We start from the raw sequence: 19,613 nt of genomic DNA on the forward strand, positions 1-19,613 counted from the left end.
TTTTCTTCCTTATATTTTGGTGCTGGGTCACAAAAACGATACATACTAATTGTAGCACTACTTTATGAAATTGGTATTACACCGGAATGATGTTGACGGTTGACTGTTGACGCCGTGAACAGTCAACCGTCAACCGTCAACCGTCAATAGTGAACTCGAATTTACTATTCCGATGCTAACGGATTTGATATTATAACTGCCAATTCAACTGACATAATATATAGCAATTCCTTGCAGGAGTCGTAAACTTTTGACCCCACCCCAACCCTCCCCTTATCAAGGGGAGGGAGTAAGAAATTCACAAATGATGCGAGGATTGCTATAAGCCCTGGTGGATTTACGATCGCTTCGGAGATGCCAGATTGCGAAAGCAGGTATATTGGGCGTCAAATAATAGTTTGATGATGCCTGTGGGGCCGTTTCTGTGTTTGGTAATAATTACTTCTGCAATTCCGCGATCGGGCGAATCAGGGTTATAGTATTCATCGCGGTAGAGCATAATTACTAAATCCGCGTCTTGCTCGATCGATCCACTTTCTCTCAAATCAGACATCATCGGTCGCTTGTTTGTCCTCGCTTCCACACCCCGACTCAACTGAGATAAGGCAATAATCGGCACGTTGAGTTCGCGGGCTAAACCTTTAAGACTTCTGGTAATTCGAGATAGTTCTTGCACGCGGTTGTCGCTGGTACCTTCCATTAATTGCAGGTAATCTAGCAAGACTAATCCTAGAGTTCCGCCTTGTTCTGCTTGGAGGCGGCGGACTTTCGATCGTATTTCTGTGACGGTAATATTGGGAGTATCGTCAATAAATAGTGGCAGTTCTGATAAATTGCCAATGGCTGTACTAATTGGTTCCCATTCGTTTTGACTGATTCTACCCGATCGCAATCGGTTGCTTTCTATTTTGGCTTCGCTGGACAGGATGCGCTGCACTAGCTGTTCTTTCGACATTTCTAAGCTGAAAACGGCAACCGGCAATTTTTGCTGTCCAGCGGCGATGTGGTGGGCGATATTGGTACAAAAGGCCGTTTTGCCCATCGCCGGCCTAGCTGCAACGATGATTAAATCCGATCGCTGAAAGCCTCCTGTCATAGCATCTAAGTCATAAAAGCCGCAGGGAATACCGGGAAGTGTCAGGCCTTCATTGCGATTTTCTAGGTCTTGAAATGTTTGGTTTAATGTTTCACCGATCGATACTAAATCCTGTTGCGGGCGTTCTTGAGTTATGCTGAAAATTTCTTGTTCGGCGCGGTCTAAGACTGTTTCTAGTGGTGTTGCCGTCTCGTAACCTAATTGTACTATGTTGTTGCCAGCTTCGATTAATTTGCGGCGCTGATATTTGTCTTCAACTAAAACTGCATATTGGTCGATGTTGACTGCAGAAACTGTGCGATCGACTAATTGTGCTAATTTAGTTAGTCCTCCTACTTGCTCTAACTGGTTGCGATCGGTTAGCGCAGTTGTTACCGTCATTAAATCGGTAGGTTGACCCTGTAAAAATAGCCCTAATGCCGATCGATAAATGACTTGATGAGCGGTGATGGCAAAAAACTCCGGTCGCAGCAGTTCGGCAATTCGGGAAATAGCTTCGGGGTCAATTAAAATCCCGCCCAAAATTGCTTCTTCTGCCTCTATATTTGTCGGCATCAAATCGCTCATTAGTCAATATTTCTCAGTCATTAGTTATTAGTTGCCAGTTATTAGTCGTCAGTTCTCAATCTGTAAGGAAGGCGTTACTCACTTCGCAAGTTAGCAGTGCTTAGTTGTTAGCTAATGACTAATGACTAACAACTAATGACTGATGACTGATAACTCTTAATTACATCGGAACAACTTGAATATCAACTTCGGCGGTAACTTCTGCGTGTAGTTTGATTTCAGCTTTGTATGTACCAGTTTGGCGAATTTCGGGTAGGGTGATGCCGCGCCGATCGACTTCTTGACTGGTAGAGTTGAAAATCAGTTCTGCTACTTCTTGGTTGGTGACAGTACCAAAAATCGCGTCTGCTTCGCCAACTTGCTTGGAGATGATGAAAGGCCCAGCCGATTGGAGGGCGGTTTTGCGGACTTCAGCTTGCTGCTTGAGCTCTAGCTGGCGCAGTCTTTCTTCTTCACGGCGGCGCTCTGCTTGCTTCAGAATGCCCGGAGTGGCTTTAAATCCCATTCCTTGGGGTACTAGGTAGTTGCGGGCGTAGCCCGGGGCTACTTCTACTACGTCGCCAGCTTTACCGAGTTTGCTGACATCTTTATTTAAAACTAATTGGACGCGCTTGGCCATGATCGTGGGTTGTGGGATTTTAACTGCAACTTTTTATAATAGCGAAGTTTGAGGGGCGATCGCAAGGAAGTTCGGCAACGGATTATTTAACGGATGTAACGGATATAACGGATGTAACCGATGGATGTTGAGATTCGAGGTTCGAGATTCGAGGTTCGAGGGAAGAAACAGGGATAATATTTTTAACGGGCAAATTCAGTTTGAAATTACGCAAAACGGGGGTGCTGTAATGAGCCAAATCAACTACAGTGCAATGTCTTACCGAGCACTCAGGCTTTATTTTCAAGGCGCTTGGCGACGATCGATCGCGCTACAGTAGCAACTAACTCAGTCGGCTCGATCGGCTTGGCTAAGTGTTTGTCAAATCCGGCTTGCAAAACTTGGCGCTCGTTCGCTTCTCCAGCATAGGCCGTTAAGGCGATCGCCAACAACTGCCGATACTCAGGCGCAAGCTGAGTGCGGATGCGATCGATCAACATATACCCATCCATATGCGGCATTCCAATGTCGCTGACGAGCAAATCCGGCGCAGTTTGTTCGATCGACTCTAGCACCTCAGCAGCAGATGACAGGGAAATCACCTCTGCACCCGCTTCCTCAAGCACGAAAGCGACAAAATCTCGCGAGTCAGGTTCATCATCTACCACCAAAATTCTCAATCCAGCTAGCGGCAAGGATGAGAGCTCGGGAGGAGCAGCCCCATGACGTTCTTCCTCCTCCTGCCTTCTAGAATCATCATTTAAAAGCGGTAATCTCACCGTAAACGTCGCTCCTTGACCTTCTCCGGCGCTTTCTGCAAACACCGTTCCGCCGTGAAGTTCAGTGAGTTGGCGGACGATCGCCAATCCCAATCCCAAGCCGCCAAATTTGCGAGTTGTAGCGCCATCTTCTTGTCGGAAATGGTCAAAAACATAAGGCAAGAAATTGGGAAGAATGCCTTTACCAGTGTCTATGACTTGAATTTGAGCTTGGCCTTCGATTTGCATTAATCGAACTTCAACTCGACCGCCTTCGGGCGTGAATTTCACCGCGTTTGACAGCAAATTCCAGACAATTTGCTGCAAGCGACTTGTATCGCCGAGAATTTGCCCGACATCGGGATTTAAAATTGTTTGAATTTGAATTTTTTTGGCTTCGGCTGCTAATTGCACGGTTTCCAAAGCAGACATGATAATGGTTGCCACATTCACCGGAGCGACATTCAATCTGAGTTTCCCTTGCAGAATCCGAGACACGTCAAGCAAGTCTTCGATTAGTTGAGATTGTAGTCTGGCGTTGCGCTCGATCGTCTCAAAGGCCTTGGCGCTTTGACTCGCGTTCAGCTTGCCACCGACGAGCAGTTGCGACCAGCCTAAAATCGGATTCAGGGGCGATCGCAACTCGTGAGAAAGCACCGCCAGAAACTCGTCTTTAATGCGGTTAGCTCGCTCGGCTTCCGCGCGAGCAGTTTGTTCTAATTGCAGAACCATATCGCGCTCGGTTTCCACTTGTTTGCGCTCTGTAATGTCGATAACAGAGCCGATATAACCCTCAAATTGTCCGCTTTCGGAAAATCTGGGAGCAGCCGCATCGATCGCCCAAGAATATCCGCCATCCTTGCGCCCGACGCGAAATTCTACGCGGTAAGGTTCCTGGCGTTCGTTGGCTGTCAAAAATGCTTTTTTGACCTGTTCTCGGTCTTCTGGATGCGCCGCGTTTACCCAACCGAATCCCAAACCAGTTTCCTCTGTTTGACCTGTGAATTCATACCAGCTTTCGCTCAGGAAAGTGCAATAGCCTGTGGAGTCTGTTACCCATACCATAAAAGGAGCGTTGTTAGCCATATTGCGGAATCGTTCTTCGCTTTCTTGCAGCGCTGCTTCGGCTTGTTTGCGTTCTGTGATATCCCGACAGACAACCACTCCGCCTTTGATTTCGCTGCTAGTATCAACTACCGGATAACCGCTGATACTGATCCAGCGACCTTCGGAATCTTCGCGGCGCACAAATACCTCTACATCATTGACATATTCACCTTTGATTGCTCTGGCTAGAGGTAGTTCAGCGTTGGGGAAAAGGGTTTTTTTGTCATGCAAAAATAGTCCGTAGGTGCTCGACCATTCCTCATAGGATTTTTCATTCGATAGCGGGCCGAATATGCCTACGGCGGCTCGGTTAAACAACACCAACTCCCCTTGTTGGTTTGCCAAAATCAAACCATCACCAATACTGTCAATAATTACTTGCAGTAACTTAGTTTGTTCTTGCAGGGCGACTTCTGCTCGTTTGCGATTTGTGATGTCGCTGGAGATGCCAATCAAGCCGATGACTTCTCCCGCCTGATTGCGGTAGGGAGCTTTCATTACCAGAAATGTCCGAATGCCATCGTGAGATTCTTCGAGGACTTCTGTTTGTCCAGATTCCATAATGCGCCGATCGTTTTCCGTGACTCTGGCTGCAAGTTCTACTACTGGGTATAAATCGATATCGCGACCACCAATTACTTCAGAAGCAGGTTTGCCCATTATTTCCAGCGTGGCTGGATTTGCATAAATAATCTGTCCTTCTCGATTTTTGACAAAAATTGGCGTGGGCGCTGACTCGTTAATCACATTCAAAATCGCATTTTTTTGCCGCAGTTCTTCTTCTGTGTGTTTGCGATCGCTAATATCGCTCCAATAAGCCGTAAGTCCTTCGGCCGCAGGATAGGCGCTCACTTCTATATACATCTGGAGCGAGGGCGAATACTCTTCAAACTTGACAGAAACTTGCTCGTTAACGACTCGATGGAATTCTTGATATGTCCTCGAATTGGATTCTGGCTCGGCGGGGAATACCTCCCAGATCGATCGACCTAGCAAGTCCGATCGAGAGCGAGAAAGCAGTTTTTCAGCAGTGGCATTAACGTAGGTATAGCGCCATTGTGAATCGAGCGCCATAAAGGCATCGGTAATACTTTCTAGAATATTGCTGACTTGTTGGTTGGCCGCTTGCAGCGCAAGTTCAGCGTTTTTGCGCTCGGTGATGATTTCGCAAAAAATCATGATGCCGCCAATCTCATTGGTGTTGGTTCGCCAAGGATGAATTTCCCAGCGCACCCAGTCGATCAAGCCATCAGGGCGGGGAAACTGATCTTCTTGGCAGATTTCGACTTCTCCCGCCAGACAGCGCTGGTGGACTTGTTTAAAACGATCGGGCAAATTGGGAAAGATGTCGTAGTGCGATCGGCCCACAATGTTTGGATCACCGAGCCCGTAACTTGACAGCCAGCGGTCGCTCACCAGCATATACCGCATCTGGCGGTCAAACATCGCCACTCCCGCAGGCGAATGTTTGACGAACAGCCGCAGTTGTTCTTCCTGCTGCCGCAACCGATTCTCCGATTGTTTGCGATCGCTGATTTCTTTGAAAAGTATGGCGACTTGTCGGCTCTGTGGCTCAGCAGTGCGGAACGCCAAAACATCGAACCAGCGGTTCATGACTTTCGAGCCGTGCTCAAAGCGCAGGGGTTCCCCCGTCAGCGCGACTTTGCCGTAAATCTCAAACCAATAATCTTGGATATCCGGAACGAGCTGTCGCACCGTTTGACCCACAGGTTGTTCTAGTCCGGTTTGTTTCAAGAAGGCCGGATTGACTTCCAAAAAGCGGTAATCGATCGGCTTTTCGTTTTCGTCAAACAGCATTTCGATGACGCAAAAACCTTCGTCTAGGGACTCAAACAAAGTGCGATAGCGTTCCTCGGAACGGCGCAAAGCAGCAAGAGCTTGTTTGCGATCGCTAATATCCATAAACGCCGCCACACAGCCGCGAACTGCGCCTTGTTCGTCAAATAACGGCACCGCATTCACCAACCAATCAAAGGCCACCCCGTCCTCGCGCACCATTTGAATTTCCACATCTCGCACTTCGACGCCGGAAGCCACGGCTAGTTGCATGGGGAGTTGTTCTCCCGGAATTTCCTGTCCGTTGCGGAGTCGTCTAAAGGGAAGGACTGCCGCTTGCTCTCCGGTTCCAGAAACATTGGTATCGGGCGACACTTTCAACATCGACTGGGCAAACCGGTTAGCGCGAATTACTTGACACTGTGGGTCGTCGGCGATCGTAATACCGACAGGTACAGCATCAAGTATCGATTGCAGTTCATTAATTCGTCGCTCTAGTTCTTGGTTGAGCCGTTGAATTTCTTTTTTGGTAGCTTTGCGTTCGGTAATTTCATGCACCGTCACATTCACGCCCAAAACGCGATCGTCCTGGGCTTTCAGCGGATAGAGACTCAACAGCCAATCCTGTTCGACTCCTGGCTGTGCTGAGTTCGTCCCGCGAACTTCGAGCTGTTGAAGTGGTATTTTAGTTTCAATAACTTGTCGGTAAAGCGGCTCTAAATCATCTGCCATTTCTGGCAAGATTTCGCGCAATGTTTTGCCGATGTGGGCGGCGGCTGGAACTCCGTTAATTTCTGCTAGCCGATCGTTGAGGCGGACAAACCGCAACTCGGTATCTATAAAGCAAAGTCCGATCGGCGCACTAGCATAAATTGCCTCGATTTCTGCTAGTTGTTGGTGTGCTGTTTGGGCTTGTTGAATAAAAACAGCCCGATCCGCCTTCTGCTGAGTCACATCTTGAAAATAAACGGCAAGCCCCGATGGGATTGGATAGGCTCGTACCGCATACCAAGCATTGAGCGGTGGATAAAAAGATTCAAAACTAACTGTAACTTGGAATGTGGCGGCGTGGCGATATTCCTGCTCAAACAAACTGCCCACTGATGCGGGAAACTCTTCCCAAATCCTGCGGCCAATCAAATCTTTCGAGGGTCGATTCAGCCACCGTGCCGCTTGCGAATTGAGGTAGGTAAATCGCCAGTCTCGATCCAAAGCAAAGAACCCGTCCGAAATACTTTCAAGGGTGTCTGAGAGTTGTTGCGCGGGCGCGTTACAGACTGGTTCGGGCTGAGGTTGAGCGATAGGAGTGAAGGTTGTTACTACCGCATAGGGAGTCGATCGATCTCCCTGAAATAAAGGTTGAGAATTGAGCGTCAACCAAATCAATTCTCCCTGTGGCCGATCGAAGCCCATGATGACATTTAAACATGGTTGCCCGGTTTGCAGCGCCACCATCGCCGGATGTGTGTCGCCGGGAAAATCCGAGCCATCTTCACGCAGAGTCTGCCACCGACTGTTGATTGAAGTGCATAAGAGCATCTGTTGTGCTGTCATCCCCAACAGATCCTGGGCGTGAGAATTGCACCCCTGAATGCTACCATCTGCCAATTGCAGAACCATCCCTACATCAGTTGGCAAAGGCGCGGCTGGGTAGAACGCTTTGTTAGAATCCGTTGAAACAGAGGGGTCGATTTTTGCTTGGGGTTCAGTATTGCGGGGGTTTTGCATCGGTTTCTAACAACGCTTATTTTACTTTGGGCAAAGCCAATCGCGCTCAATAATAGGGAAATAACCAGAGGAACTTTTGATTGGAGCAGGGTGACACTTCAAACCTAAGATGGATGTCGATCGTTGTGCGGTAATATCGATCTCTAGACAATTTATTTTATCGTAGAGTCCCACGTCTGAACCATTTGCGGGATTCAGCACAGGCGACGAGGAATTTTCTGGCTGTTTCAAATGCCAGGTTAGTCCATCTCATTATTTTTCGCGTGGCTGCATATTACCAATGGCTGTTGCTCGTTTTCGGGTGCGAACAGATGGCACTTGTGCACAGATAAATAAGTGGATGAAGCTTGAAAATACATAAGGTCTCTCTGGGAGCGAATGAAACGAAGCAATCACTCTTGTTATGCCCGCCTTACATTCTGTTACATTGTAAACTTTATTTGCGCCTACCTACTTAGAAACCCCGTTTCTTTGTGTAAATCTAACCGGAAATTTAGGCAAGACTTTGTTCGTCTCAACGGTAAACGGGCGCTCGCATTTACCTCAATACAGGGTCGCCTGCTTCCTCCAGTCCCAACGTTTGTGTCACGTTTGCCGTTCATCCCACAAACTTAATCGTATGCACATATTCACAGCCGCCGATCGCACCTATATTCTGGGGTTAGCAGCACTTCTCAAGTCTGTAGATCTGAATGTTAGCAAATCGGGGGAGGAGCCTGTCAAAATTAGCGTTGTATCTACCAGGATATATTCACAGCAAAAGGAACAGTTACAGAATTGCTGCAAATACCAGATTGAATGGCAAGAATTGCAATCTAATTACGACCAACTTCTTTCGGTATCAGCTTCTAAACTTCCTTACGTTAAATTGGAGCCGCGAAAATATACCAAAGAAACAGAAAGGCTGATTTGGCTCGACAGCGATACGATCGTTCTGGGTAGCTTAGAGGGGCTGTGGAACCTAGATTTTCAAACTCTGCCGATAGCAGCCGCAGCCAACGTCTGGGGAAATCCCAACAATTATCAAGATCGAAACCCTTATTTCAATAGTGGTGTTTTAGTTTACAACATGAAGCTTTGGGAGGAAGAGCAACTGTCCGAAAAGTTGCTCCAAAACGCTAGGTTTCACGTTTGGGGCGATCGCGATCAAGGTGCATTAAATTCAGTTTTAGTGGGAAGGTGGAAGCAATTAGACCAAATATGGAACAACCACAAGACTGATGATATGTCAAGTAAAGTGATGCACTTTATGTCAAGACCGAAACCGTGGGAAAGCTCCGCCCCCAATCAATTATGGCTTGATATGTTGTCTCAAACACCGTTTAAGGACGAACTGGAAAAAATTCCAAATAAGTTTAAGGGGCTGTCGAGCTTTCAGGTAAAATACAAAAGACTTGACCGATGGTTGAGCGAACCAATACTCAAGTTTAAGAGTTATCTGAAGAAACAAAAACTTTAAGGTCAAAATTGGTCTTTCATGCCGCGCAAGCGAGCGAAGGTTTGCACTGGATCGCGGGTGTTGGCGGCGGATTGGATGTTGGGAAAATCCCAGCGCAAAAATGGGTTTGTGCTTTTTTCGAGGCCGATCGATGATGGTATTGTAGGTTGCGATCGACTCCGCGCTTCCTTGACTTCGGCGAAGCGCTGCTGTAAATCGGGATTGTCGCCATCCACACTCAAGGCAAATTGCAGGTTGTTCAGCGTGTATTCGTGGGCGCACCAAACTCTGGTATTGTCGGGCAAATTTCGCAGTTGTCCTAGAGAGGCTAACATTTGGGCGGGAGTGCCTTCTTTGAGCCTGCCGCAGCCTCCCGCAAATAAGGTGTCGCCGCAGAACAATTCGCCGATTTCGCTGGGGTTGCTGGGGGGGAAATAGTAGGCGATGTGAGCTTTTGTGTGGCCGGGTACGAAGAAGACTTCGGCGATTCTGTTGGCGAAAGAAACTCGATCGCCCGCTTGTAAAAACACTTGCTGTCCGGGAATTCTGCCTCTATCTTCTGCCCCACCGTAAACTTTAATTTGGGGAAAGCGATCGATCAGTTCCTGATTGCCGCCGATGTGGTCGCGGTGGTGGTGGGTATTGAAAATTGCGGTTAATTCGGCTCCGAGTGCTTGCAGTTGCTCTACTACTGGCTGCGATCGCGCTGGATCGACGACGGCTGCTGTGTGGCTATCGGGGTCGTGCAGCAAGAAAATGTAATTGTCGGACAGTACCGGAAGCCGATAAACCTGCATAGAAAAGTGCCTCTCTAGGAAAAATATTATATAATTAAATTAGTTCTGAACGCTATCCGAAGGCTGATTGCAGATTTATTAAGTCCGCGTATCTATCTGGGGAAGTAAAACTCTGATACGTTATTTATGCTGTTGAGCCAAGTGATTTACGGTCGGGTAGGCACCAGTTTTGGGTCAATAAGTGCAATCGGCTTTAATTATTTTAGCATACAAGCGATCGAAGAATAAATGCGAACATCTCACAACAAATCGAACTTAACAATTTCTCAAAAAGTCGATCGGATTGTAGCGTCTGGTAAGATCACTCGCCGGGAACACTTAGTTTTGACTTCGGCTATCCTATCAGATGATAAAATTTCAGAAGAGGATCGACATCAAATCAATCGGATATTTGATTATATCCAAATTGGTCGCCTCAAGTTTATCGATTGAACAGAAAGACTTGCACAGTCAGCATCTATCTGGAGTATAAAAAGCGTTGTTTAGGAGTGCGATCGTTCTGTCCCGCACAGCAAAGCCTATATATTTCGCTTGAATTCTCCGGCTCACGCCTAGTGTGAAAGCGTCTGATGTGGCAGTCTCAAGTTAACAAGGCTCTTGGCAATCCCAGCTACAAAAACAGGCAGAAGAAAATGAGTGCAGACAAACCAACTATTTTGGTGACGGGCGGAGCTGGATATATTGGCTCTCACGCGGTATTAGCGCTGAAAAATGCCGGTTACGGTGTGGTGATTTTGGATAATTTAGCTTACGGTCACCAAGATATAGTAGAGCAGGCTTTGCAGGTGGAGTTTATAGTTGGCGATACGAGCGATCGCACTCTTCTCGATAACCTGTTTGCTACGCACAAAATTGATGCGGTAATGCACTTTTCTGCATACGCTTACGTGGGCGAATCTGTTACCGACCCAGCTAAATATTACCGCAACAATGTCATCGGTACTATTACCCTTTTGGAAGCAATGCTCGCTGCTGACGTGAAGAAATTTGTGTTTTCTTCTACTTGCGCGACTTACGGCGTACCGCAGAAAATCCCGCTCACAGAAGACCACCCACAAAACCCGATCAATCCCTACGGTGCTACTAAGTTAATGGTAGAACGGATTTTGTCGGATTTTGACGCTGCGTACGATTTCAAGTCTGTTTGTTTCCGCTATTTTAACGCGGCTGGGGCCGATCCGAACGGGTTGTTAGGAGAGGATCACAATCCAGAAACTCACCTGATTCCGCTGGTGTTGTTCGCTGCTTTGGGGAAACGAGATTCGATCGCGATTTTTGGCACGGATTACGATACTCCTGACGGTACTTGCATCCGGGATTACATTCACGTTAACGATTTGGCATCCGCTCACATTTTGGGATTAGAATATTTGCTAAATGGTGGCAAATCTGATTTCTTTAATTTGGGCAACGGTGGCGGGTTTTCGGTGAAAGAGGTGATAGAAACGGCTCGCCAAGTGACGGGAAAAGAGATTAAGGCTGTTGAGCGTGAGCGGCGTCCGGGCGACCCTCCTGCTTTAGTTGGTAGCAGCAAAAAGGCGATCGAAACCTTGGGTTGGTCTCCTGAATATCCCGACATTAAGAACATTATATCCCATGCTTGGCAGTGGCACCAAAAACGCCACTCGCAGGCAGAACTATAAAGATAGAAGGCAGAATTAAAATTTTAATTCTGCCTTCTATCTTTACAGGAAATGAGTTAAAATACAATATTATTTAGGTGCTCATTGAATTGGGAAATGAAAGAAAGTTTACCACCCATTTATTTTTATATTCCCAAAAGCCAGTGGCCTGTAGGAGATATGCCACAAATCCCCGAGGAATACGGCGACTGGATGAGTTCTTGGAACAGCAGGTACGGCCGAGGAAAGTATGACTGGACATTGCAAACTTATCTTTATTTGAAAGCAGATGGGTTGTCATGTAAACTAATAAATTTTGTGCCGAAGGAAGGAATTGTAATTTCCCATCGAGATTTTTGGTCGGACAACTTAAAACCATCTTCAAAGTTGTTGATTGTTTGTATAAAAGTAGATCGAGAACCTCACCCATATGCTCAGTTACAAGTTGTGCAAAATAATCAAGATGAATTATTAAAGCGCTCGCAATTTTTGTGGCAGAGTTATCCCCTGAGATTTTGGCTGCAATCCAAGTTAATTCCGCGCGATCATCGCAACCGGGGCGATCGTTTTGAAAATGCTGCTTTTTTCGGCGTTTTAGACACGCTAGCTGCTCAATTGCAACAACCACAGTGGGAGGAACAACTCAGCGCTTTGGGTTTGCGGTGGGAGGTGGTAAAATGCGATCGCTGGCATGACTACAGCGAAGTTGATGTAATCGTCGCTGTTCGGAGTTTTGAGGGCAGTAACACTTTTGACTCGAAACCAGCATCGAAATTGATTAACGCTTGGCACGCGGGAATTCCAGCCATTTTGGGGCGGGAATCAGCCTATCGCCATGAACGCAAAAGTGAACTTGACTACATAGAAGTAGCTTCGACAGAGGAGGCCATTGCTGCTCTCTTTCGTCTGAAAAATGATTTTAATTTTCGCCAAGAAATGGTAAACAATGGGAAGATCAGAGCTCAGGAAATGGGTAATACTCAAATTACTTTCCAGTGGCGTAATTTTTTGACAAACGTAGCTGTTCCTGCCTATTACCGCTGGTGTATGGCATCACTGGCGCAGCAGCAAATATTTTTGATGCGTCGCTATCTAATTCTGAAAGCGAACCGCGTACAAAGCCAGTTAAATCAACTTTTATCTGTCAAATCACCATGAAAATTTGCTATTTTATCCAAACGCATCAAAATCCTCACCAAATTTATCGACTGGTTCGTACCATTAAGCGAGCGAGTCCTGATGCTCTAATTCTGATTAATCACAACTTTAATCGATGCGATTTAGGATTGACCCCGCTTCAAGATTTGTCAGATATACATTTATTGCAAAATCAGGAGTATTTAATCCGAGGTGATTTTTCTTGTCAAGTTCAACCATACTTAAATGCAGTTAACTGGTTGTTTGAAAACAATTCTGATTTTGACTGGCTAATCAATCTGACTGGTCAAGACTATCCGACTCAACCCCTGTCAGAAACTGAAAACTTTCTCGCGAGCACAGACTGCGATGGTTTTATCAGCTATTGGGATATTTTTGCTGACCAAATACCTTGGGATCGAGACAAGGGTTTTAAGCGGTATTATTGTATTTACTGGCGAATGCCAGGGAAATCGAGCTACCTTTTTTTGAAAAATTTTCAGCAATTGTCGATCGTCAAAAAAATGACTTGGCTGAAATTTTATCTGACTTATGGACCACTGGTAGGGATACCGTGCCGCTCAACTCCATTTAACAATGAATTTATTTGCTATGGGGGTCGGGCGTGGTATACTCTTTCTCGAAAGTGCGTTGAATATATCAAAAATTTTGTTGACAGTCGCCCGGAGTTTGTTGCCTACTATCAAGGAACGGTCGTACCTGAAGAGTCTTTTGTACAAACTATATTGGTGAATAGCAAAACTTTTAATTTGGTGAATGACGATCGGCGCTACATTGATTATAGAGGAGCAGTTGCTGGTTCTCCCCGCACCCTGACAATTCAAGATTATGCCACAATTACTAATGGCAAGTTCCACTTTGCTCGCAAATTTGATATGCAACAAGATGCTGAAATTATGGACAAGCTAGATGCGGTGATTTTTAATTGAGTTAATGTCATACTCTGGAACTACTAAAACAAATAATACTTAATTTTGGATTTAATTATTATAGGGCGTCGCTGATCCCACCCAGAGAGAAAAGTGAAATTAGAAACCAAGGGATTTATCACTATATTAACCGGTCTTTACTCTTTCCAAGATTGTGTTCATTTTCTGGCTTCTGTCAGGAAGTTTCACCGGGAACCCATTATTATTTTAATAGATAGAGTCCCTCTAATTTTATATCCTTTACTTCGGGTGTTCGGAAATGTCATATTGAAACCTGCACTCTCTAATGAAAATCCTGTTTTAGCGTCGCGGCTAGCTAAGCTGGCTTTGTACGGGGAATCTCTGTTTGATAAAACTATTTATATGGATTGTGATATTTGTTTGCTGTCCCCAATAGATGAGGTTTTTGATTTTCTTGATGGGGTGGATTTGTTGGTGACGGAAGATGTGCAGCCTGCGATTGCTAAAGCGGCAAATTTATTAAGAGTGAAGCAGAATATTCTGTCAACTTTGCAGTCTGTCGGGTTGCCGCTAAATGAAAATAGCATTCAATACAATGGCGGATTTATCGCTTTTACGAAAAGCAGTAAAACTCAGGAATTGTTCACAAACTTTAAGAAATATTTCGATATGGTAGTGGCGCATCAAAATGTGCTACTATTGAAAGACCAAGGCGCTTTTGCGGCGGCTGTTGAATCGGTGAAACCGAAAATGGCAACTTTGTCCCCGGTTTACAACTACTTGGATAAGTGGAAAGATGTTTATACGATCGACAAACCGATTAAAGTAATGCACTGCACTTATCCTTACCGCCCTCAGTACGCGAAGAACGTGACGCGATCACTCTTTACTAGAATAGTCGATCGCACGGCTAAAATATTTTTACCAAATCAACTTAACAATCCCTGGCGTTTAAAATAATTAAAGTTTGTTGGCCAACTGCATCAAAAGCAACAAAATTCAGCCAACAATAAAAAAAAATTAGCCTCAACATATCCGAAAATTTACCGAGAATAAGTATTGCTGGCTTGAGTAACAGTCCTGGATGCCTCACTGTTTTTTTTTACCAAAATACTTCGTTGCTGCCCTTTCCCCTTGTTAAGAACCCGGTTTCTTTGGTCTGGAGCGCGCAAGTCCCCATCGCCTTGACAAAAGCTCGGTTAAGGAGGAAAATCAAACAAATGTTTTAAAAAAAATACTCAGTGAAAGTTTCATTAGTAGTGAGCGATTTGTCAGGAGGAGGTGCAATTCGTGCTTTTCTCTTAGCTCAAGTCCTTACCGAGCTTAAATGTGATGTAGAAGTTGTTGGATTTCAGTTTGGCCAGGAATTGTATGCTATTCCTCCCAGAGACATCCCGGTATGTGCGATACCGGGTAAAAAATATCCGGGGTTTTTGAGGGATACTCAAAAACTTTTGAAAAAAATAGATGGGGATATTATTTATGCAGTCAAACCTAAACCTACAAGCTTTGGTTTATCGCTACTAAAAAAACTGGCGAGTCGCCACTTTATAATTTTAGATATAGACGACTGGGAACTGAGTTGGTACGGTGGAGATGAATGGAAATACAGTCCATCTTTCAAACAACTTTATCGAGATATTTTCAAACAAAACGGTCAATTGAGAGAACCCGATCATCCCCTCTATGTCAAGTGGATGGAAAGTCTAATCCACCGTGCCGATGCAGTCACCGTTGATACTGAGTTTTTAAAACAGCGTTTTGGTGGCGTATATTTGCCTAATGGCAAGGATACCGCAATGTTCGACCCTGCTAAATACAATCCTGAATTGAGCAGACAGCGTTACGGCTTGTCCGGGTATAGAATTCTGATGTTTCCCGGTGCGCCACGACCTCACAAAGGTGTTGAGGATATTTTGATGGCCCTCGAACAGTTAAATGAGCCCGATTTAAAATTAGCGATCGTCGGCGGAAGTCCTTATGATGATTATGATGATAAACTTGTGAAACAATGGGGGCGTTGGATTGTTAAACTACCAAGGTTTCCAGTCGAGACGATGCCGTCCGTTGTAGCGGCGGCTCATGTTGTCGTTGTTCCTCAGCGAGAAACTCTCACAGCCGTGGCTCAGTTTCCGCTCAAGTTGACAGATGGCATGGCAATGGCTAAGCCTGTTTTGTCTACGCGAGTGGGGGATATTCCAACAATTTTAGGGGGAACGGGTTATTTAGTCGATCCGAGTTCTCCCGCTCAAATTTCACAAAAAATTCAATGGATATTTCAAAATTTGACAGCGGCGAATTTACAAGGAATGAAAGCTCGGGAAAGATGTGTGCAAAAATATAGTATTCAAGCAATGACACCGATACTTTCAGATATAATTGCAGGTATGTAGAGGTAATTTTAAAACGGCTCAATGGAGGAAGAAAAACTGGCTGTCATTAAAGAATATTTTGAGATGTCGTACTGTTTAGCTGGGAATGCTTCATGTCTGCCAATAAGCTACTCCTAAAATTTGCCAGACGATATCCCGGTAGGATTCTCTTAACTGTGATGCTGGGCTTTTCTGGTGCTTTATTTAACGGTATCAGCACTACTCTGATTGTACCAGTGCTTTTAAGTTTTTTAGAGGAAGTTATCGAGCTGCGCGGCGCTCCACCTCTAATTAAAACTTTGATGTATCCCTTTGAGGGACTGCCGGAAAATCAGCGCTTAATGTTGATGACCGGGGCGATTGTTCTGGCAATTTTTTTAAAAAATGTTGCCAGTTATATCAATACTTTAGTAGCTACTTCTCTGACGCGCTCTCTGACTTTTGATTTGCGAGAAGCAGGTTTGCGGTTGTTGTTAGAAGTAGATTTAGATTTTTACTCTAAAACTAAAGTTGGGGATTTAATTAATAGATTGGGGGGAGAGATTGGTCGGACTGCTAGTGCAGTTGGCACGGCGATCGGAATGTTTACTACCTCAATCACTGTTTTGGTGTTTGTGGGTCTGCTGCTTTCTATCTCGTGGAAACTGACGGTGACAGCTACAGTTTTGCTGGCGTTAGTTGCTTGGACAAATCAATATATTATTAACCGTTCCAAGCATTTTGGCTACCTGCTTTCTGAAATGTCGAAAGATTATTCGGTTAGGGTGCTGGAAACGATTACTGGGATTCGGCTGGTCAAGTCAACGGGGAACGAGGAAAGGGAGTATCAGCGGATCAAGCATTTAATTCAAAGGCGAGAACAAGCGGATTTTCAGGCTCAGGTAAATTATGCGGCGATCGCCCCAATTAACGAAGTTGTTAATTTGATAGTTATAATTTTGATTGTATTTATAGGTCGCACAATATTTGCGAATGAGATAGAGTCTATTTCTACAATTTTATTAACCTATTTATTGGTACTTTTTCGGCTAATTCCTTTAATTTCTCAGTTGAATAGCGGGCGCAGTCAATTTGCGAATACGTCGGCTAGTGTAGAGGTGGTTAATGATTTTTTGAGCTGCCAGGACAAGCCATTTATGTTGAACGGTTCTGTGCCTTACACTCAGTTGAAATCGGGAATTCATTTTAATAAAATATCTTTTAGTTATCCCCAGCACAAAAATTTAGTTCTTCAAGGAGTTGATTTATTCCTACCTCACGGCACTACTTTGGCTTTGGTAGGAACTTCGGGTTCTGGCAAGTCAACTTTGGCAGATTTACTGCCGAGATTTTACGATCCTACTGAAGGTCATATCTCGCTCGATGGCAGGGATTTGCGCGAATTTGAGCTGAAAAGTCTCAGACAAGCGATGGGTATTGTTAGCCAAGATACGTTTTTGTTTAATGCTTCAGTTCGCGAAAATATTGCTTACGCTAGGCCTCAAGCGACTGAGGAAGAAATTGTGGAAGCGGCGAAGGGAGCGAATGCTTATGAGTTTATCCAACTGTTGCCGGAGGGGTTGGATACTCAAATTGGCGATCGGGGCGTGATTTTATCGGGAGGGCAGCGTCAGAGAATTTCAATTGCTAGAGCCCTGCTGCAAAACCCGGAAATCTTAATTTTAGATGAGGCAACGAGTTCGCTGGATACGGTTTCGGAAAGGTACGTGCAAGCGGCGATCGAGAAATTGAGTTGCGATCGCACAACCTTAGTCATCGCCCACCGCCTCTCCACAGTCCAAAAAGCCAACAAAATCGCCGTGATCGATCACGGACAAGTAGTAGAAATGGGTTCCCACGAAGAATTACTAGCAAAAGGAGGTTACTACACTCGCTTGTATTCAGTGCAATTTGCCGAAGAAACCGCTCGCGATGAAGCTCTAATTAGAGGTTCTTACGAAATTCGCACTCGCCTGACTCCCATGATAGCTTACCTCAAATTGCTAGTAGATGAAATGGTAGACTCTCCCGAAGAAAGAGACGAGTTAATCCGAGAATCATTTCACTCTGCTGCTAATATTTTCACTACTTTAGAATTTATAGAAAAGACTATTAAGCGTCAGGCTGTTAAAAAGTAGTCAGAAGGAAGAAGGAAGGAGGAACAAGGAAGAAGTAAGAATTTAGGAAGAAGGAGCCATAAGTCATATCATGTCGGGTTGATTTACCTTTGTTCCCAGCGTCCGCCTAGGAATACATACAGCATATTCCATGTATATGTGGTACACACAATCTTGTAGTAAGTAAGGTGCGTCGCCACCCGTCAATCTGCAAGTTCTCTTGAACATTTTACAGCGACGCACCCGGAGAGAACACGAACCACACAATATCTGTACTTCATGAACCTGGAATATGCTGTATGTGGAGGCTCTGCCTCCCCTTACCAATTACCAACTAGCAATAACGATGTCTAAATATTATGTATTTTTTACCAGAAATATCTTACCGCAACCCAATATCGCGAGCTTAGTTCAAGTTGCACACTCTGCCAATGCCGCAGCAAACCTCGGTTATCCAGCAGTTTTGGTATACCTCCGCAAAGGCTGGAGTGCTTTGAATCCGGTTGATTTGCTTTTTCCTTTTCAACCGAGGAAACCAGATGACAAACTTGCCAAAATTTACAATATTCAAGATAAATTAAAAGTAGCAGATTTGCCCATGCCGTGGCCGATCGACCTTTGGGATAACAAGTGGACGAGTGCGAGTACAATAGTATCAAAATACTACTTACCGATTCACCTGCTTAAATCCACTAACATTGTCCACACCCGCGACTGGAACTTTGTCAAAGCTGCCATTAAAAACAGTATTCCCGCTATCTACGAACAGCACCACCACGAAGACAAAAATTTTGAACCAGAAATTGTCCGCAATCCTCTGTTTCAAATTGCTGTAACTGTTGCAGATACTGTCCGAGACAGCATGATTTTGAATGGAATGCCGCCGGAAAAAGTAATTACGCTGCACAACGGTTTTAACCATTTGTTTCTCGCCCGACAAACAGAAGCTGCCCAGAATTGGCGACAGCAATTATTAGAAGATGACAGACGGCATTTAGCAGTTTATGCAGGGGGACTTTACCCGTTTAAAGGTGTTGATATGTTGGTGGATGCGGCTAAGGAATTGCCGCTGGTTCAATTTGCGATCGCGGGCGGTGATTCATCCCAAGTAACAGCATACCAGCAATTAGCCAAATCCAAGCAAGTTAACAACATTAAATTTCTCGGCTACCTGCCTCAAAATCAACTGGCTAGCTTGCTGCAAGCAGCCGATGTTTTGACTCACCCGCACTGTTTGACAGAGGCCGCGACCTTCACATCTCCTTTAAAATTCTTTGATTACATGGCATCGGGAACTCCGATTGTTGCGACGGAGATTGCCTCTTTAATGGAATTTAAATCGGGAAATATAGCAGCAACTTGGTGCGAACCGGATAACCCGCACCATTTCGCGCAAAGCATTCGAGATTGTTTAACCAAATATCCGAGGAAAAGCGAAGGCTATGCAGAAACAAGGGAGTTTGTCAAGCAATTTTCGTGGGAAAATAGGATAGAGAGAATTTTAAGTTATGTGGATGACCAAGTGCGATCGCAAATCATTCATTAATACTCATCCGATAATTTGAAAAACCTCCGGGGCGATTTTTACT

Annotated in this window: 13 protein-coding genes; 9 read left to right on the forward strand and 4 right to left on the reverse strand. The window is 45.1% G+C overall.

Annotated elements, in window-relative coordinates:
* Positions 1–337 precede the first annotated feature (337 nt).
* The 3 genes from dnaB to QUA62_RS22310 form a co-directional block, all read right to left on the reverse strand.
* On the reverse strand, positions 338–1,663 hold the full coding sequence (dnaB, locus tag QUA62_RS22300) for a replicative DNA helicase (RefSeq protein ID WP_333063067.1): 1,326 nt from the start codon (positions 1,661–1,663) through the stop codon (positions 338–340).
* A gap of 160 nt (positions 1,664–1,823) precedes the next feature.
* Positions 1,824–2,282, reverse strand: coding sequence for a 50S ribosomal protein L9 (gene rplI / locus QUA62_RS22305; RefSeq protein WP_333108796.1), 459 nt, complete (start codon positions 2,280–2,282; stop codon positions 1,824–1,826).
* 269 nt (positions 2,283–2,551) lie between these two features.
* A complete protein-coding gene (locus tag QUA62_RS22310; protein WP_333406769.1) occupies positions 2,552–7,651 on the reverse strand; it encodes a PAS domain-containing protein in 5,100 nt (1,699 codons plus the stop codon).
* A gap of 619 nt (positions 7,652–8,270) precedes the next feature.
* Between QUA62_RS22310 and QUA62_RS22315 the strand changes: the two genes are divergently transcribed.
* Complete coding sequence (locus tag QUA62_RS22315) at positions 8,271–9,110, forward strand: glycosyltransferase (protein WP_333406771.1); 840 nt, start codon at positions 8,271–8,273, stop codon at positions 9,108–9,110.
* A gap of 2 nt (positions 9,111–9,112) precedes the next feature.
* Here QUA62_RS22315 and gloB read toward each other — a convergent pair whose 3' ends face one another.
* The gene (gloB, locus tag QUA62_RS22320; protein WP_333406773.1) at positions 9,113–9,886 is read right to left on the reverse strand and encodes a hydroxyacylglutathione hydrolase; all 774 of its coding nucleotides are present in this window, start codon (positions 9,884–9,886) and stop codon (positions 9,113–9,115) included.
* Positions 9,887–10,114: 228 nt separating this feature from the next.
* On the opposite strand from gloB, the gene QUA62_RS22325 reads away from it, so the two are divergent.
* The 8 genes from QUA62_RS22325 (at position 10,115) to QUA62_RS22360 (ending at position 19,570) form a co-directional block, all read left to right on the forward strand.
* Positions 10,115–10,318 carry a hypothetical protein gene (locus QUA62_RS22325; RefSeq protein WP_190659093.1) on the forward strand — a complete coding sequence of 68 codons (204 nt, stop codon included), beginning with the start codon at positions 10,115–10,117 and terminating at the stop codon, positions 10,316–10,318.
* A gap of 200 nt (positions 10,319–10,518) precedes the next feature.
* Complete coding sequence (gene galE / locus QUA62_RS22330; RefSeq protein WP_190659095.1) at positions 10,519–11,529, forward strand: UDP-glucose 4-epimerase GalE; 1,011 nt, start codon at positions 10,519–10,521, stop codon at positions 11,527–11,529.
* Positions 11,530–11,625: 96 nt separating this feature from the next.
* Entirely contained in the window at positions 11,626–12,666 is a 1,041-nt protein-coding gene (locus QUA62_RS22335) for a hypothetical protein (RefSeq protein ID WP_333406775.1), read from the forward strand.
* Positions 12,663–13,595 (forward strand): beta-1,6-N-acetylglucosaminyltransferase, encoded by a 933-nt coding sequence (locus tag QUA62_RS22340; protein WP_333406777.1) that lies wholly within the window; start codon positions 12,663–12,665, stop codon positions 13,593–13,595. Before QUA62_RS22335 ends, QUA62_RS22340 begins: the two co-directional genes overlap by 4 nt.
* 267 nt (positions 13,596–13,862) lie before the next feature.
* A complete protein-coding gene (locus tag QUA62_RS22345; protein ID WP_333406779.1) occupies positions 13,863–14,516 on the forward strand; it encodes a hypothetical protein in 654 nt (217 codons plus the stop codon).
* Positions 14,517–14,797: 281 nt separating this feature from the next.
* Positions 14,798–15,949: a glycosyltransferase family 4 protein gene (locus QUA62_RS22350; protein ID WP_333406780.1), complete on the forward strand. Its 1,152-nt coding sequence runs from the start codon at positions 14,798–14,800 to the stop codon at positions 15,947–15,949.
* A 92-nt stretch (positions 15,950–16,041) separates the two neighbouring features.
* Complete coding sequence (locus tag QUA62_RS22355) at positions 16,042–18,045, forward strand: ABC transporter ATP-binding protein (protein ID WP_333406782.1); 2,004 nt, start codon at positions 16,042–16,044, stop codon at positions 18,043–18,045.
* A 325-nt stretch (positions 18,046–18,370) separates the two neighbouring features.
* On the forward strand, positions 18,371–19,570 hold the full coding sequence (locus QUA62_RS22360) for a glycosyltransferase family 4 protein (protein WP_333406784.1): 1,200 nt from the start codon (positions 18,371–18,373) through the stop codon (positions 19,568–19,570).
* Positions 19,571–19,613 lie beyond the last annotated feature (43 nt).

This window comes from Microcoleus sp. MON1_C1 (assembly GCF_036701945.1).
In the GTDB taxonomy this organism is placed as follows: Bacteria; Cyanobacteriota; Cyanobacteriia; order Cyanobacteriales; family Microcoleaceae; genus Microcoleus.